This is a genomic window from Microcoleus sp. B4-C1 (assembly GCF_036705285.1).
Classification (GTDB): Bacteria; Cyanobacteriota; Cyanobacteriia; order Cyanobacteriales; family Microcoleaceae; genus Microcoleus.
In genome coordinates this window covers 77,612-96,296 of record NZ_JAUBUC010000001.1, presented here as the reverse complement: position 1 = coordinate 96,296, position 18,685 = coordinate 77,612, and the positions used below count along the sequence as shown (strand labels likewise).

Genomic DNA, 18,685 nt, shown 5'->3' with positions numbered 1-18,685 from the left:
ATCGCTCTGTTATCGAAGTAAATTCAATTCAAAGTTGTCAGCAGTCAATGTCAACTTCAACGCTGTCTTAATTCTCCCACAGGAATTCTGCCAATAAGCGAAAATCTTCAACGGTGGGCTTATACTCGCAAGCTACTTCCCATGCTTCGGTTAAAATAGCCCATTGTTCGGGAGTCTTAGGTTTTTGGCGCACCAGACAGAGTGAGGAAATTGGTTTTGATGCGGGCTTCTGATGGGTTAACCCCCGATTTTACCAGTTGTAGTTCAAATGATGGATGGATGCTGCTGGCAAGGATGTCGGCATAGTCCATTTCCAGCAAATTGATTTGTTCGATCGGCCAGTCAGTCATTCTCTGCATTCCATATTTCTTAGTGCCTATCTGCCATCATTTCACGCTTGTCTCATTCTTGAGCGATCGCCAAGTAAGAACACACAAAGTACACAGCAGCAGAAACTCGCTTGACGATCGCACACAGTCCCAGCGACCCCTGGGTTTTTTAGTTGGTGACTTTTGGGATGACGAGCGTTGGTGAGGAAACTTGAAAAGCAGTGGCTACACAACTTCTGTTAAGCTTGCTAGATTAGCGAGTAGTCTAAAAAATCAACCCTATGAATTCACTAACCTTTTTGCACAACATCAACATCAACAGCGCCATCATCAGCGTTTTGAACTTGGTGCTGTTTCTTGAATTGACGATCGCCTGTTGCCGGGGAATGTACCGGGGTTGGACGATCGGTGAAGCAACTGTTGGCAAAATATTCTTACTAACAATGATCGCTGCAATCCTGTTTCGCTTCTGGCAATCGTGGCCGCATGAGTTTGCGGTGTTAAGTGTGTGGCCTCAAGGCGCGTTTTGGGTGTTTGTTGGGGGATTAGTCGGCTGCACTTCCAAGTGGGGTGTCGAGCGAGTGTTTTCCCGTTGCTAAGAAATTAAGAGTACCGTTCCGAACTATCGCTTTACATCGAATCTCTAGCTCGCAACACTTGGAATAGCCCAGTGCAGAGGGGGTTTCGTACTTGGAATAAGTTATTCCGCATTGGGGACATCAATTAGTAAACAGCGGGTAAGCGCCTAAAAGTTCTAAGTGTTGCAGGATAAGTTCGCCATTCTAGTAGCTCGCGCTCTCTTCCATAAATTATCCATCCAGTTTTGTGTTGGGGCTTTCTTAAAAATCCAGTTAAGTGCTGCTGGTGTTGTGATCTGTTAGCACTTGTGTTATATTCTGAAGTCTTTATCCTTCTAAAATGCTTAATTTTCGTGCAAGTACCGGGTGTGACAGTAATAGCCAGCACAACCCTTGCTGGTCATAGGATGTAGCCATGACATCCTACTGATAGGACTATGCAAGTAGCATACGCGAATCACCTTGCAACGTGTGTCAGATTTTGATTATGGATAGATTATCAGATTATCATGGGTTTCTTATCGGATCCACCTTATTAATTGGGATACTGGCATAGATTCTGGTTAAGTAAGTTATTCTATAAAACTATTAACTAATCAAGATGTAATGTTTTAATCAAAGAATTTATTAATGCAAAAGTTTAATAAAGTCGTAAAAGTACAATACAATTAATTGTATAAATTTTACCACAAGCAACAAGTGTAAAATTAACAGGTGCGGACATCGGCTACACTTGTCTACGTTCGTTGGTTGGAAGAAGTGAGGTATGTGTGCAGACTAGGTGTTTAGAGTCAGAGGTGGTATTTGCTTCGAGCGAGGAGCTAGTTCAGATTAAGGTGCTTGCCGATGTGCATCGGCAAGAGATAGGCTTTGTGAATCGGGCAGTCCTGGCTTCTGCGATCGCAAGCGGTGAAATTCTTTACCACCCCTTCGGCTTTCTCCATTTTCATCACCGTCGAGACAAAATCTCTACTCTTTACCATCTTTGCGTTTCCCCCGACCACCGCAGGCTAGGCATGGGTCGTCAGCTTATTTGTGCATGGGAAAAACACAGTAGGAAGTGCGGTATTACAAAACTGCGCCTAAAATGCCCCCTGGACATAGAAGCTAACGGGTTTTACAACAAGATGGGATTTGATCGAGTACAAATTGAACCTGGTAAACGCCGCTCTTTGGTTGTTTGGGAAAAGATATTATGCTCTAATATTCTCCTGACAATTCCCAAGTTTGTGGCTGCCGTAAGTGCTGGCGGCCCTGAGATTGAACGCAGTCGGCAGTTGTGGAATTCTAGCGGTGATCGGCGTAATCCTTTTGAAAACGTTCTTTACTCACCGATAACGTGCCCAGCTTCTACTACAGAATACTTTCGTCAACAAAAAGATGTGGGAAACATTTCGGAAGTCTGGCTAGATTGCGGTGCATATCAGGTGCAACAGGGGAAATTTACTTACGATCAACTGCTGGAATTTTTAGATAATTTTTATCGCAATAATACTTGGGCAGATGGGTATGTATTGCCCGATATTGTACCCATCTCAACTGATTCAGATGAAATAGTGGAGTACAAAGTTCGCGAAACGCTTTACCATTGCGAAAAATTTTTCGGTAAAATGCCTGTTTATGTACAAGAACGCGCGATCGCCCCCGTACACGGACGCACTATCAACCAAATCAATCGCTGCATTGAAACCTATGCAAAAATGGGTATTACCCGTATCGGCTTTGGCTCTTGGGGAACGTCAGGACCCAACGGCAGCGTTAATATGATTTCTGAATCTAGTTTGGCATTGTTTAAGATTGTTGGCAGTATCGCCCGCGAAAAAAACATGAAAGTTCACTGCTTTGGCATTGGCGGTCCAAACAGCTTTTATCGCCTCCGCAACAACTCCCTTGTACCCCATAGCTTAGATAGCTCAACCTGGTCAAAAGCAGGAGCCTTCGGCAGCATCTTTTTTCCGGGTACTTCTCAAATTCAAATTACCGTTAGACGCGGTTTTGAAACTACTAAAACTGGTCTAGAGGAACTCAAAAAATCTACGCAACATTCATGTTTCTTTTGTCAAAGTATTGATAAATTGAGAACCAGCCGAGAATATCGGATTATGCACAATTTGACTGCTTGGTTAGATACTTTAGAACGCGCTTTATGAGCAATAAATTAACTTTACATATTCAGCAAAATACTACCCTAGAAAGAGTAGCTATAATTCTTGATTTTTTGAGAAAGAAAGAAACAAATTTTGAACAGCTTGGAGCTAGTTGTAATTTAGGGCTTTCCGTTCTCCAAAAGGTGGTATTTCCATTCTTGCGGAATCTTTCAATTATTTCAAAAAAAAATCCCCCCTCACTGACACCTCTTGGTCAAGTTGCAGCTAAAATTCAAGAGTCTAACCCCGAATTGCTAGGAGATTTTTTACATTTAGTAATTTATAATCTACACCAAGAAGAAGCTGAAAAAAGGTTTTCTTGGACTTATGCTACAGTTGTACAACAACTATGGTTGCGAAAAGAAGTTGTTTTATCACCGCCAGAAAAAAAGTCCCTAGTTGGAGAAGTAATTGAAAAGGCTGCTGTGAAGTTTGAACTACCTACCAGTGAAATAGCATTTAGTGATACGAGTGTGGCTGGTGCCCTCAATTGGCTGCGATCGTTATCACCCAGTGTTATAGAACCAGAAGGCAAATACGAACACTTCACCCGTCGCTACTTCAGTGCCGCTCCTATTTTACTTCAGGCAGTAGATACAATCTACAAACAGCAACAACGAACCTATGGGGTCAAGATTTTCTTGCGAGAAGAAGTTCAAGAGGCTATTTGTCAAATGTTGTTGCTAGATCCGAGCGGATTAGATGGTAGCATAGATAATGCTAAATGCACCTATGATTATGATCGAGGTGGCTTCTTTGACTGTGGCTATGAAGGGGGATACGGACAATGGGTAATGCTAACTCAATCCCCTGAGTGGACTCAATTGCTTTAGCTAAGTATTAGCATTCTCCGAGACACACTTTATATTTACAATCCATGAAAAGATTATTAGAACAACTAGACTCTATCCAAGCAATTGTTGATACAGTCAATCCCTCCCAGATAGAAAATGAGCCTCAAGAAGTAGCCAGAGTTTATAATCTATATGCAAGCAGCTATAACCCAATTGAACCCGTAAAAACTCTAAAAGACCATTTGATTGAGGAAATTGGTAAGGGTAAACCTGTTACTGGCTACCTTAGTGCCGACTATGGGTATGGTAAGACAGCAACACTAATTTATTTATGGCAGCAGTGTCAGGATCATAAGATAATGGCGGTGCCACCTTTCAAGTTTAAAGAGCTGGGAGATTTGATGGTTGCCACTTATGGCTGGATAAAAACGCGCCTCAAACCAGAATTTCTTCCTCAGATTGAGGGACTGTATCGCAAATATGGCTTGAAGTCTCAGCAAAATATAGCAGCAGAAATAGCGCTTAAGTACAAGTTATCTGAAGACAAAGCTTTAAAAATTATTCAACAATTAAATACTGACACCACAAATACTGATAATGTTTTGAATTTTTGGCAGGAAACAGTTTCTATCCTTCGACAAGCAGGTTTTGCAGGTTTAGCAATATTTGCGGATGAAAGCCAAGAATTTTTGCGAACAGAAGAAGGTGCTAGCGTTCGCATCCAGATTTTGAGCGATTTAGTTAAAGGAATGCGAGCTTTGGGTTCTACGCCTGTTGCATTAATTCTAAGTATGCCGACTACTCCGACTGAATCAGCTATTGAAGAACAAGCTGGTGATATTATTCACCGTATGAAGGAACAGAAAGTATCTCTTAGATTAGCTGGTGCGTACAGCTCTGAGTTCCCAGCAAAACTGTGGAATTATTTGTGTACTAATTTTCTGGAAGACAAGGCGCAGCAAAATCACTTGGCACATCCAGCAACAATTGAAAGTTTAGGGCAATTATGCGATCGACAAAACTTCAGCAATGGTCCTCGCACCGTCATTGAAGTATTTAAACGCATCGTCCATTTTGCCCAAAATAATCAGCATCCCTATACTCCTTTAGATTTGATTCAGGATTATCTAGAAGGACAAGTACAGTTATATGGTACGGAACAACACAAAATTAGCAATACTATCAAAACCTTGGAGCCGTTGATCTCCTTTCCAAAACACCCCAAAGGACGAGACGTAATCAAGCTACTCGCGGGTTTCCCTTCAGGTCTTTCTGAAAATGTAGCTAAACAATTTCACCTCTTAAAGGAGTTAAAAAAACTAGCCGAAGATGACAATTTTTACGGACTGCACATTATACAGCCGACTGAGCGCACTTTTGCTTTAGTCGCCCTTCTTCAGACAAGCATTCCCACAGTTGTAGATAAAATTCTAAATCGATTTCGTCAGCAATGGTTTGGAGAGTGGAATGATACTCAAAAAGAAGAGATGGCTACAACGATTTTTAAGTCGGAAATTATTTCTTTACTCTTCCCAGTTTCTAGAACGGGTCAGAAAGCCAATTGGTCATGGCGCTATAAAGGGGAGTGGAAGCAGGATAGGTTTGGAGTTTTTAATTTATTAGATGGGGCTCCAGAAAGATATAATGCGGATTTTCCTAAGCGTTCTCTTGTTATCAGTGTCGGGAGTAAAGAATCTGGTTTAATGAGGTTTCAATCCCCAGAAGAAACTCACTTAGATTGGCGCTTTTACTTTAGCTATGAGCGAAAAGCAACCGTCGTTCCACAGGTTTTAACTGCGATCGCCGGAACTAATCAAGTAGACTTCCATCTTCAGTTAGGTCGAAGTTTTGAAGGCGAATATCCCACATCCTTCGGCTTACTCCGCAAAGTCATGCCTTCCGAACAATGTTCTGTTTGTACGCTGCTGAGTCTGTCTCATTATATTCAAGACTGGCTCTCAAAAAATCCTGAAGTCAGTAAAGCCGATCGCTCTAGATTAGAACACCATCGCCAAGAGTGTCACCAGTATGCCATGCGATTGCTGTTTCCGGCGATTTCGCCTCAAACTTGGGAAATTGGGGGCCTCCAGGGGGTAAATGGCTCAGACAGTAAACTTATCGAATCAGTGTTCTATCAAAAATGTAAAGCCTTATTTACCGATTATAAGTCTTTCTATAATAGTCTGAACCCGACGTTACGTAAATATAAGTTCCTCTTGGAAAAAATACCTTTATCTGTTCGCAAAGGTCGTCAGTTATATCAAGTTTCCAAAGAAGAATTTGAAAATTTGTTTGAAATGGGGAGTTCTAGCCTACCCAGTGTTTTAGCAGTTTTCAAACAACATGGCTTGATGAGTGGGGAGAAAATTGCCAAACGGAAGGAAGGAAATTCCCAAGTTAAATTTACAGAACATCCTTTGGAATCGTTTATTAAAGAAAAACTGCAATCACAAGGCAGAACACAGACAGTTGAGACGGCGTGGAGACAGCAAGATGTTAAAGCATTAGAGTATTCAAAGTTATGGAAAGCAGTTAAACTGCTTGGCTATCTTGAAGACGAGTTCCAAGAAGCTCTTGAATGGTTGCAGCGGCGACGCTACATAGAGTGGGCGCGTTCAACGGATGTTATCCGCGAAGCCAGTTTGGAATTAGAGCCAGAGGAGTTAAATGGTCAATTAAAAGAACTCCGCGTTCGGGTTACTTCGTTACTTGAAAGTTTTGATGAGACGATTTTACATGAAATCAATGAAAAGATAAATGAGGAGGAAAAAATTCTTGAGGCTAACCATGAGTCTGAGGTAGCTCTCGACCAAGTTCATAGAAATATTCAAGCCGAACGGGAGCTTCTAGAAAATTTTTGCATTGAGAGGCGCTCAACCCTGCAAAAAGAACTGCGTGGAATTAAACTCAGGCTAGAAAAATTTACCCTAGACTTGAATGCTTCTAAAATTAGTCAAATGATTGAAAGTGATAGCGACCTAGAATCTTGTCTCAATGACTACCGGATAATTTTGGAAAGGCAAGTAAATCAGCTAGATAAAGATTGCCAAAGCCTAGCTAGTTCGCTTAAAGTAAATGAAATTGATATACTTGCATTGCATCATCAGCTAAAGCAGTGTCAGCAGTTTTTGCTAACTTACGAAACCACTAAATTAAGGCTTGAGGAGTTGGTAGATGGTTTAGAGAAGTGGCGAATTATTCTAAATCGAGCACAGATTTTACGAGAGAATTTGAATAAAGACCCAGTTCGCTTGATGCGTTATAATGATGACTTTGTTGACCGGGTTGTTAAGCATTTTAGCAACAATCAGCTTGAGAGTTTTAGACAGTACGATTTACTGCAACAACCTTTGGTTGAACTTGAAGAGGAAATTAATGGTGAACAGCGCTCCCGTCGAGAGGCTTTCGAGCAAATGCTTAGTCGTTACGAAGTCTTACTCGATCTAATTTCAATTAATGAATCTCCTTTGAAAAATAGATGCAAATTTGATGATGAAGACCGGGATGGATCTTACCACATTATGAAAGGAGTTTTGTGGAAAAATTTGCAAAAATTCTGCGAAGGTTTGGTTTCAGAATGGGAGCAATTGGAGCGTGATTTTTCCTTTATTTCCCAAGAACGCGACCACGATATGACAGAGTTTTTGAGTCAACTCACTGATTTAAAAACACAGCTATCATTACAAAGAGAACAGTTGCCATCTGCGATCGACAACTTAACTAACCTTGAAGAACGAATAATCCAACTCAAATCTATTTTTGAAAAGGGTCAGGTTCTTCAGGATAAATTGAAAGAAATTCATTTTAAAAGAGATGAAAGCCTTCTGGAGGAAGAAAGACAGCTTTTAAATGCCATTAGCTCTGACAGCAGTGCGATCGCCATTAGCCAACTTCGTCAAAATTTGCCACATAATCAGGAGGTATGGGAACTCTTAAAGACTTTGTACAAAAAGGGACATCTAGAGATTATGCTTCGCCGCCGGGACTAATTTTTAAAGGGTGAGAGGCTCTCACTCACTTGTTGGCAGACCTGAGTCCGAGCACTTGACCTGTTCTGACGGATGGTGCTTCTATCACCTTACCTGCAGCAAGATTGTCGGCAGGGGCTTACTGGTAGAGGAGCGTCTGTTCGCACAAGGTTACGTTAGCGAAGTTTAAGAAGGGGCTCTGGTTTATGGGTTCTCCTCTCAAAGCGAGAGCGTAATGCTCTAACAGATCAGTTCGGAAGCCAAATTGGGTGATAACTGTGAGAAAGTAAGTTGTTTTCACTTTTGTTTTAACCTGTCTAGTTGAGAAGACTAAAGTAAAGTATGATGGTATTGGTGATTATTGCAGAAGCAATATTCTGCTTATAGGCTTAGAACGTAGTATGTCTAAGGTAATCCCGATTTTCTACTTGCCCAAAGAGTATGAAGAAGACATGAAGCTGCTGGCAGAGGGAATTTTAGCCAATGATGGACTAACTATCAAGTCTGCTGTCTCATGGCTTCAAGGCAAACTTATTGCTCATAGTGGCCCCAAAGCAGGAAGCCCGATGTCAGCCACAACCATTAAAAACTATTTAGCTGGTTTTTACGTTCTTGACTTATTCAAGGCTAATAATAATTTTTACCGCGACTTAACTCCTGGTAGAACGGTTCCACTTTCGCTTCAATCCAAAATCGAAGTTATTCAAGCTTTGAAGTGGGTTTTAGAAGCCACGTCATTTAACGAAAAGTTAACTCAGGTTTGCTCACAGTATTCACAAATAGTTAAAACATATAGCTCGGACCGACAACTACTTAAAGATAAGTATCAACTGGGTGATAACCCGGCTCCTGCCTTGATTCGCCAACTATTAATAGAGCATTGTGGCTATAGCTTTATTGGAAATCATAAAAAAAATCCTGTTGGTTATTTAGAGCTAGTTTACAGCGAGCAAATTGAAATAAATAATTATCTACAGCTCATGAATTTTGTTATTAGTAACTATCAAGAATATGCAAAAAAAAATATGGGATTAGTTCCGGTTAGCCATGTTGTGAATCGATTAAAAGAAGTTTCGGATTACCGGGATGATGAAATTAAAAGCTTTTTAGTAAGACTTCGCATTACCAATCGAATTGAACTGAGAATGACTAAATCACAACTTGCTGAGAACCTTGGTATCGAGTTAATCGATATTCAAGGTATTAAGTATGGATTTATGAAGATACTTGACTATACTATGGTGGGTTGAATATGGCTTACACAGATATCAATGGCGGCTTACTCTCTCCTGCACAAAATCCCTATGCAGCTAAAGGATCTGCTTCATCAGTAGCAGGTTATGAGCTGTTTCACCCTATTGTAGAAAGAGGGACAGTATCTGATTTACTGAAGACAGTGAGATATAGCATCAAATATAAAACAGAACCAATCAGGTTTTTCTTTGCGGGAGATTATGGCTCTGGTAAAACAACTCGACTGAATCTTGTCAGACGAGAGGTACTTCAAGCTGAACGCAGCCTTTGTATTCCAATCAGATTTCAAGAAATAGCAAATCAAATTTCTATGTCTGGCGATCCAAATAAGAGCGAAATTACTAATTTTTATGGAATGGTTTTGGATAATATTCGGAGGAGCTTGATTTCTCAGGGAGCTTTAAGTAGGGAGGAATGCTTGACTTTAATCAAGCAAGCTGATAAACCTGAATTTATAGATTTAATTATGAGAATGTTTGCCGCTACTACCAAAAGTCATATTTTGCTGATTTTTGATGAAGTAGAAATTTTATTTTCAAGCCTAAAAATTAATGTCTCCCAATTGATGACTTTCCTGCACGACTTGTCTGAAAAGTGCTTTTCTACGAATCGAAGCTGGGGAATATGTGTTAGTGTGACAGGAGATTACTTGATTAACATTCAAGCAGAAGCAGCTCAATTGAAAGATGGCAGATTTGATTTTAGATTGGTTGAGCCATTAAGTGAAACAGAAATCAAGGATTATATAGAAGAAAAAAATAGTAAGATCACACTAAGATTTAAGGATAAAAGTTATCCTTTTAATCAAGATATTATTGATTTTGTATCTATTGTTTCTGGAGGAATGCCGAGAAATATAGAAGTTTTGTGTCATCTGATTTGGGCTTCTAAAGCTGATGAGAATTCTAATGGTTCAGTAGATATCAACACAGCCCGAAGACTTTTTGTTAATCAGTACCGCGCTCAAGCATTTAGCTACTTTGAATATGTTTGTAAAAATCTGGGACTTGATCGAGATGTTCAAGGATTTTTAAAAGTCCTATTCGCGGAAGGTGGATATAGGTTATCAGTTAATGAACTGATTTCAAAAAGAAATAATAGTTTCGATAATTATCTTTACAATCGCACTGATTCAGAAGCCCGCTATATTTTATACAATAAAGCAAGTTTTAAAATTAGAGAAACACCAGAATTATCTGACATAATAGAAATTTCAGGAAGAAGACCATTTTGTTTTTCTTTAACCAAGAAAACGTTTAATAATATTTATACATTTGAAAGTCAAACTCACTAATAACTTATCCCAAATATGACTCAGGAAAAAAATCAGTTAAGTAGTTTCTCGAATTCAGATGACGAAGATGATTTGAGAAAGTATTTAGAATCACTACAAGAAAATTGGTATGATTTAACTGCGCTTTATCGCACACCAATTTCTTCTATTCTTCCTCAAGAAAGAGAAGTAGATGAAAGAGAAATCTATGATATTCATCACATAGATGCCATCGCTGAGCGACTGAGACAAGCACCTGGAACTATATCTACTAATACACTCAGGGAATGGCTAAATCAATTTGACACTTCTCTTGAAAAAAATATAGCCTATTTGCTTCTGAGAGAGATTCAGTTTTTTTCAGAAGGCACTATTAAAACAGACGTTAAAAACTTACGAGACCAACTTCTGAATTTTCTGCTCGATCAAGAACATTTAATTGAAGCATTTCATTCTCTCGAAAACCCACCAACGAAGAGTGAAATAAAATTTAAAAGGTGGCTGCGTAATAAAGTTATCCGGTATGCTTGGCTTCCTCAACCTAAAAAAAAGGGTGTTGAAAGCCAGCATACACTTTGGGGCTATTACGAAAATCATGCTCTCACTGGTTCTGAGACTGGTTGCCCTCCTGCCAGTAAACCTAGACTACTAAAAGACTATTTTGAAAACCCTGGGTACAATGATCCTGAAGTCGATGTAGATCCAGAAAATAGTGTTTTTGTTTTTATGGATTACATAAATGGAACTGGTAAACAGTTATCCGGCTGTGTCTCCCTAATCAACGATTTATTGGATCAGTTCCCAAAATGGAAAAAATCATTTTTTATTATCATGTATATTGCTCAATCAAAAACCTTTAAAAAAGAAATAATACAGTTTTCTACCGACAACTGGCAAACAATTTATGCTGAACAAATGCTTTACTATAAGGATTTAAAAATTTTGGCTGCTCTATCTAATTATAAGATATCAGAAACAGAATATGAAGAATTTGTTAATAAATATTGTCGGCGAGCTGGAAGCACATCATTGGGGTATCTTGACTCTGCCTCTCTAACTTGTCATCACCGTAATTGCCCTAACAATACCTTGACATTTTTTTGGAAATCTTCTCGTGACTGGACAGCAATTTTTGACCACAGCCAGACTCCAAACGCAACACCCTATGGAAAACGCTAAATTCCATCGTGATTCGTTTGAAAATATCTGCTCCCACATCACGCACAATCTCCCGGTCGCCGGAGAACCATAAACGGGTTGACAGCCTCCACCTGATAACCAGGATACTGCGATCGCGCGCTCGCCACCGCTGCAATCCACTCTGGATGGTCATCATTCCATAAAGGATGTCGAATCATTTTGATTGTCCGCCGTCGAGCATTCTGGTGCACGTAGCCAGTGAGAGTCTCAAACTGCACTGGTGCACCATAACCCAAGCGTTGAAGTGCGGCTGGAATTGGAACTTGCACTAAGTTAAGCCAAGGATTCTGGAAATTGCCCCAAGAAGAGTTGAGATCGATCGCCGACGCAGGATTAGACACCAATCGTGCCATATCTAAAGCCAGTCGCCAATCCAATAACCCGTGATAAGCCAGATTTTGATAGTCCCGCAAACACAAATTGCAGGAAGTATCACAATCACTTCCGTGCTCGTGAGGATTCGTCCATTTCCAGGCAATGCTGTTTGAAATTGTTGGATCTGCCCGATCCATCAGTCGTTGAAACTCATTCGGTTGGGCGAGAAATTGGCAATATCCAGCTCCATTTTCCAATTGATCGCAAAGAAAAGCTTGACCTATAATCGCTCCATTCTGCTCTAATGAACGAAAACCCGCCTGCAACTCCAGTGCATCCACATCGAGAAGAGAAGCAGCCGCTACCCGCAGCCAAAACGCGAAAGAATACCAAGCAGCACGACCTTCAACTGTAGTTGGATTGGCAAATATGCCATTAGGCCATTCCTGAATATTTACTAATAGGATATCTGTTTTACGTCGAGATAGTAGAGCTACCCGATAAACCGCTCCAGATGTACTAACCGAACTGTTTTGCTTAGATACAGCATAAGCTCCTGATTTATGTCGATTATCAATCCTAACTCTTTCGTAGAAGTCAAACCCTCCAGTGCCACCATTATCATTAACCGAAATGATATTGTCATTGAATGCAGATACAGAAGCATTAAGGACAGATGCAGGCGTGCCATTATTTGCAGGCGTGCCATCATTCGGAGGGATACTCAAAGAAGGTCGTGTCGATCGCGGTTGCCACTCAAATTGCCCATCAAAGTCCTCTGGTTGCAAGTCTGTAAAAAATGCCTTGGGTTCCCTGGCATCAATGTAACGCATCGCATCATTTACACCACAAACTGGACATTGAGTTGTTGGCGATCGCTGACCGCCAGGGAGTGGTTCATTTAAGGTTATGTACGGGTAGATTACCGCTTGACAGTTACTACAAAGTCCGAGAGATTCGTTGCCCTGAGTGAGTGCTGGGACTAAGCCTGGTGCGGTCGCAATTGTGTTGCCTTGAGGATACAATTCAACCACACCACAAGCAGTGTGAACCGCCTTATCTTTGACAGTCTCAGATCCTGGTGCAAATTGGCTGATAGCCACATCAAGGTTGCGATCGACTATTCCCGTCTCTGGTGGCCATTGAGCGCCCGGTGAGGGCCAGCGCGTGTAAAGCAAACGCACCCGCGTTGGAAAACCAAACATCGGTAATAACCCCGCATTTGCCAAACGTTCGCTCAGCGCATTATGAGTGTATGTAGGGTCATTTACAACATTTTGAATGGCATTTATCAGGTTTTGGCGGAGATAATTCAACATTTGAGAATTACTAGCATTCGATAATGTTGTTTGCACCCGCAAAATATCCAAAACTGACAAAATCTTCGGTTCATTGGCTGGATTGTTTAACCAATTGGCGATCGCTACTTCATAATTAGCCCAATTAGCAACATCACCAAACTCACCGTGTACGTTGTCAGTCCCACCTAAAGACGCAGTGATTCCTGTGTCTGTGAAAGCTTGCCTTAACACTTCTTTGATGAGGACGCGCTGGAAAATTTCTTGACTCTTCATCTCAACGTAGGGCGGTGGCGGCGGATCGCCTGTGATGCTTTCAGGACGCTGGAAGTAAAAGTCATCGTGACTTCGGCCTCGACAGAAGGTAACAGCTAATGAAACTCCCGCAGAACGTCTGCCAGCACGACCAACTCGTTGCTGATAATTAAATCGGCGGGGCGGCATATTTGCCATCATTACTGCTAGCAATGCACCAATATCTACCCCCGCTTCCATTGTCGTTGTGACGCTCAATAAGTCGATACCCTGAACCCGCAGAATTTCTTGATTGATAGGGATGTCTTGAAATAACTCCTGGCGCCTAGTTCGCTCTTTTTTGTCAGTTTGACCCGTTAATTCCTCTGCATTCATGCGGAACGGCTGACCTGATTGCTCTGAAAGATAGGTATAGTAATCAAAGTCGCTTGTTGTCTGTCCTGGTGTCAGATGAATTGTGGAAGTATTCGGATTGTCAAAACGGCGATCGCTGTTACATTCGGGGCAAACTCCAGCAGCAGGTTGAATAAAGAAAGCATTGCATTGCGGACAACGGAATCCCGGACGCGAACCATCAGAATTTGCCGGGGGTGGTAAAACGAGATAGAGGCGATCTGGATCGAGTATAAATCGTTGACTTTGAGATTGATTTGAAGGTTGGATTGGAATGACTTGTTGTAACTGATGCTGCACGTCGCTTAGTTCAAGGCCCGTTCTACTAATGTACCGTTGAGCAAACTTAGGCAAATCAGAATTATTGTCGAGACGGACATGGGGAAAATAGCGATGTAATTTCCGAATTCCTAATTGTCGAATCACTGCTTCAGTTGCTTCAATCAACGGAGTTCGGTTTCCTTGATATTGATAGCTAACCCAACCCTGTGCCAGTCCTTCAATAGTCCGAGCAATGTGGGGGAAAAGAGCATACATCAACTCTTCAGTTAAGAGAGCTTCCAACAGGTCAGCATGAGCTCTCTGTTCCTGGGTGCCGGGAATAACTCGTGCGATTGGATTAGCATTCCAGTTGTAGCAATCAAACCAAGGAAACCTTTCTACTCCCCTTCCCTGTCCGACTGTATAGGTCATAGTCCGAAAGCTGGGTCTGCCCGGACAAATGCCATAATTGAGAAGGCCATCTCGAATCTTATCCCGCAAATTCAGAAGAGGAATTCCCCCTGGGTAGCGCTCTAGTAATCCTAGCCATTCGTCACGAGCCTGCTGATTACTTGAGGGCAAATCATCAATCCAGTCTCTTGCTTCATTTACCAAAGCCTGATTAGTATTGCGAAATCGGTTGCGCCGAACCATATCATCAGGCTGCGGATTCGCAACAACAGCAGTGTAAAGATCTGGGTTCAATGCCTGCAACCTAGTAAGTGCTGTTTGGTTATTTGCACAAGTAATGCGGAGGAAGCCTACAAAGTCATTCCAATAATCTTGAAAAGACTGAATCAGCAACATCCGCGCCATGTCGCGATAATGATCGCGCTCCATCCCTGCAGCTAGCTTGGCGGCATCTTGACGGCTGTCGGAAAATATGACCAGCTTGCGAGACGATCGACTGGTGGGGCTTATTGGTGCTGGCATTTCTCTCAGAAGTCCACTGGCAAGCACTTGGCAAGCTTTCTGAAATCCGGTGCGGTGGAAACGCAGGGGAGTAGGAAATTTGTCTCGTCTTCCGTAGTCAGCATCACAGCGAGGACATTTACTTGGCAATGCTCGTTCTTCTGGATGATTGCCTGTCACTTGATAGAGCCACCCTGGTATTTCTTCATCTACTTGTGGTTGAGTGCTATTCTGCGTAAGTGCGCCTGTAGTCCGATTTAACTTGGCACGAACCCATCGGCGTTTTATTTTATCAAGCGTCCATTCTGGGTCTTGTGGCTGCGTATCCCAAACAGGTGTCTCTCCAGGCAAAGGCCAAAAAACTCTATAATTTCCGTAGCGTTGATTGAGAGTAATACGGTCAGGGATTCCCTCTAAATCGGGTTGATCGGGTGTAAGAATTTCTACATTTGTGTTTCCTATTGGTTGAGTAGTTTTGTTGTAGCCTCCAAGAAAAACCTCTCCACACACTTCACAAATAATTAAGTCCAAAACACGAGAACCACAGGAGCAGCTAAGGCGATGAGTGGCATGAATTGCACCAACAGTCGGAGGATTCGGAGTGTTCTGCCTTATATTTCGATCGACTGGTGAATGGGTACAGTTAGGATTACAGCAAGCCCATAAGTTTTGCAGGTTGCGGAAGAATAGATGACCGCGTACAGGTTGAGGCGATCGCCCCGTACTCACTCGTTGAGACATTCCCAGTCCTAGAAGTAGCCCCCGCATCGCATCAGATACCAACCCATTACTCGCAGCACCAGAGAAAATTTGACGGTCTAAATCTGTTGGATCATTTAAGTGTTCTGCATCTATAACTTTCGTAGCCCTCACTGTAGGGTTAGGATTACTTGGATTAAGCAGACGATCGACTTCGCGACAAGCATCTCTCAGTACATCGGCTGCGCCTAAAGTAGCCAGTGCTTCTCCAAGATGTTGTTCCGCACTTAGTCCAGATCCTGCCGGTTGTCCAAGCTGCATAGCCAAATTAGACATAGCATTCCGCACTTGATTAGATGCTGAATTTGGCGGTTGCATTTCCTGCAATGGGTCAGCTTGTACTGACTGAGCAAACTGGGCAAAAGCATTTTGATAGGCCGAAAGATTGAATCTTGCCCCTGGTGTTGGTGGGGTTTGTTGTCCTGTGATGAAGTCAAAATTATCGCGGCCAAAAAACTCACGCAAAAAGTCTCTGCCCTGTTGATTTGGCTCAAGGCTAGCTGTAGTCGTCAAAATCCGTAGTTGTGGCGAGTCTGGTGTCAATCCCAAACGCGAATACAACAATCGCAGAATATAAGCAACCTCTGTCCCCGGCGTACCGCGATAAGCATGAAGTTCATCAATAATGAGGAAAAATTGGTGGTCGGGATTGTCAGCAAGCCAGTCACGAGTAGCATCAAAAATATTGTTCTCAATACTCCGCATCATCATAATGTTGAGCATCGAGTAATTAGTAATTAGAATATCCGGCGGACTATCTTGCATATCCCACCGAGACCACATTTCACCGCCATCAAGTAGCGGTTTGTAGTAAGGCAAATCGGGCATATCCTGAAGCCAAGACGGATTGTTTTGGATATCCGTATCTCTCTGTCGGCGCTGCTGTTCTAGTTCCCTTAATTCATTTTTCAGTCGTCTGATACTATCGTCTTTCTGTATGCCTGAAACTGGTGTTTGTCCGGTGTAGCGTCCAAAGGTAATTCTATTTCCCCCTCTGTTTTGATTTAACCACTGGTGTACTGATGGCGCTTCTAGCGCTTTTCTCAGCCGCCGCAACTGGTCTTCAACTAGCGCGTTAAGAGGATAGAGAATCAAGGCACGGAGGGCTTTTGGTCGGGGTGTATGCGCCCATTGAGAGATACGGTCGCCATTAGAATTTACATTGTTATCCCACCAACGATGATTTGATGGCGGTTGGCGATTAGCCCCCCAAGTTTGGGATTCCCTTGCTAACTGTGCGAAAAGCGGTAAGAGGAAACATTCGGTTTTACCGGAACCCGTACCAGTAGTCACGACTAAATCTCGCTGGTTAACCAACACTTCCCGCAGGCTTTCCCATTGGTGTTGGTAAAGCTGGACTCCCGGATCGAAAATCATTTGCCCAAGTTGTGCCAAATTGTGGTATTCGGAGGGCAGTTGATTGGCTGCGGCTGACAAATTCATCCCCGATGATGGATAAATCGGGACAGGCTCAACTAAGGGAGGCTGACTCAAGATACCTGGTTGCTGGAGGAGGCGATCGCGTTCATCAGCCAAAGCGCGGTAACGCAGGGGAAAGGCACTTTTGATATATAGCTGATAAATGCGATCAAGTCTTTGATATGCGCCAACTAAGTCATGCACTGGCAGGTACCTCTTCGCACTTTACATTAAGTTTATCAGTTAGCAGAGAAATTACTTCCATCGGCACGTTCTCGTAGAGCAACCAGGATTTTTGATAAGTTGGGAGTTGTCCAGATGCTAGCACTAGCGCACGTTCGTAAATTTCCGGCCAACGCTGGGAGACAGGTATTGCTAAACGCCCGCTAGCGTGATCGTAACGTGCAATACATTCAAAGCCACTGTGCTGCAATGCTAAAAATCGTAGACCATACCAGTCGCCCTGTCGCCAACTAGCGCTTTCTTGGTCATAAAAGAGTGTATAGCCAGGACGATCGCTCTCCTCTATCCTCCACATCTGGTACATACCTGTTTGATTGGGAGAGATACAGCTAATAAAATCATTACCATCAAAGCGCTTCCACTCGTATATACTCGGCACAATTCCCTGCAAGCTTCTGAGATTCTGCTTCCAAATGTCAAGATTTGGTATAATTTCAGCAAGTCGGCTCGATACTTCCCCAGCGTAAAGGATAGAAAACTGGCTTGTAATTATATTAAAGTCACTCAAATTGAGACGAATGCAAGGCGGTGCGTCTCTTCTTGATTGATGACTGGAAATTATATCTGTATATTTTTCCAACTCCTTCAGCAACTTGATGCTGCGTTGACCGCAAAGAAGAAATTCTGGAGAGTCTGATTTAATCTTAACGAGGGCTGTAGGAGCCATAGACCATCGTGTACCGTCTGAAGAAGACTCAATATGCCCAAGCAACCTAAGCCTCCGTAAAATGCGTTTTGGTTCCTCAAGTCTCAGAGTATCGCAGGCTTTTTTGAAGGATTCCCACGTTCCGCTACCAAGGGTAGATAGCCAGTAGAGAAGGTGTTCGTAACGCTGGGAAAGTGCCTCAATATCTGGTGACGATTGATTGATAGGCGATGAGGCGCTCGCCTCAAATGGGTTATCATAGGTAACTTTCTCTACAGGCTGATAAGGAATAGGGTTCGTGTAATCGTAAACTTCATGGGCTGCCCCAACCATAGATTTTATTTGTTCATAGGTGAAGCTCTTATTGCCGGGAACTGCCGAAGTTTTAAAACAGGGAAATTTGAGCAAATTAGAGTTTACAATTTCTTGAGGTATTTCTCCTAGGGTACTACTTTCAATTGCTAGAAAAAAATAAAAGCTTTTTCTAGAAGTAGCTCCTTTTTCCAGTCGCAGAAGTGGCACATATTGACTGATATTTTGGTGTTGTATGTGTTTGGAAACTTCCTGGATAAGTTGTTTTGGGTTCCCTTTGTATGAAAATCCTCTGTACCAACGTTGAATTTTGGTCATTTTACTTTTGA

At 42.2% G+C, this 18,685-nt stretch carries 10 protein-coding genes; 7 read left to right on the top strand and 3 right to left on the bottom strand.

Going from position 1 to position 18,685, the window contains the following annotated elements:
- Window positions 1-176 precede the first annotated feature (176 nt).
- Window positions 177-359 carry a hypothetical protein gene (locus QUB26_RS00460; RefSeq protein ID WP_333142813.1) on the bottom strand — a complete coding sequence of 61 codons (183 nt, stop codon included), beginning with the start codon at window positions 357-359 and terminating at the stop codon, window positions 177-179.
- 251 nt (window positions 360-610) lie between these two features.
- Here QUB26_RS00460 and QUB26_RS00455 point away from each other — a divergent pair, with 251 nt between their 5' ends.
- From QUB26_RS00455 to QUB26_RS00425, 7 genes are all read left to right on the top strand, one after another.
- Complete coding sequence (locus tag QUB26_RS00455; protein WP_333236988.1) at window positions 611-928, top strand: hypothetical protein; 318 nt, start codon at window positions 611-613, stop codon at window positions 926-928.
- A 749-nt stretch (window positions 929-1,677) separates the two neighbouring features.
- Window positions 1,678-3,057 (top strand): GNAT family N-acetyltransferase, encoded by a 1,380-nt coding sequence (locus tag QUB26_RS00450; protein WP_333236990.1) that lies wholly within the window; start codon window positions 1,678-1,680, stop codon window positions 3,055-3,057.
- Entirely contained in the window at window positions 3,054-3,887 is an 834-nt protein-coding gene (locus tag QUB26_RS00445; protein ID WP_333236992.1) for a hypothetical protein, read from the top strand. Before QUB26_RS00450 ends, QUB26_RS00445 begins: the two co-directional genes overlap by 4 nt.
- Before the next feature lie 44 nt (window positions 3,888-3,931).
- Entirely contained in the window at window positions 3,932-7,837 is a 3,906-nt protein-coding gene (locus QUB26_RS00440) for a hypothetical protein (protein WP_333236993.1), read from the top strand.
- A 380-nt stretch (window positions 7,838-8,217) separates the two neighbouring features.
- The gene (locus QUB26_RS00435) at window positions 8,218-9,066 is read left to right on the top strand and encodes a hypothetical protein (RefSeq protein ID WP_333236995.1); all 849 of its coding nucleotides are present in this window, start codon (window positions 8,218-8,220) and stop codon (window positions 9,064-9,066) included.
- Window positions 9,067-9,068: 2 nt separating this feature from the next.
- Entirely contained in the window at window positions 9,069-10,364 is a 1,296-nt protein-coding gene (locus QUB26_RS00430) for a hypothetical protein (protein ID WP_333236997.1), read from the top strand.
- Window positions 10,365-10,379: 15 nt separating this feature from the next.
- Window positions 10,380-11,522, top strand: a complete 1,143-nt coding sequence (locus QUB26_RS00425) for a phosphoribosyltransferase-like protein (protein WP_333237000.1) — start codon at window positions 10,380-10,382, stop codon at window positions 11,520-11,522.
- Window positions 11,523-11,560: 38 nt separating this feature from the next.
- Here QUB26_RS00425 and QUB26_RS00420 read toward each other — a convergent pair whose 3' ends face one another.
- Together QUB26_RS00420 and QUB26_RS00415 are read right to left on the bottom strand one after the other, a co-directional pair.
- Window positions 11,561-17,359, bottom strand: coding sequence for a DEAD/DEAH box helicase (locus QUB26_RS00420; RefSeq protein WP_333237002.1), 5,799 nt, complete (start codon window positions 17,357-17,359; stop codon window positions 11,561-11,563).
- Window positions 17,352-18,674 (bottom strand): hypothetical protein, encoded by a 1,323-nt coding sequence (locus QUB26_RS00415; protein ID WP_333237004.1) that lies wholly within the window; start codon window positions 18,672-18,674, stop codon window positions 17,352-17,354. Before QUB26_RS00415 ends, QUB26_RS00420 begins: the two co-directional genes overlap by 8 nt.
- Window positions 18,675-18,685: the final 11 nt, after the last annotated feature.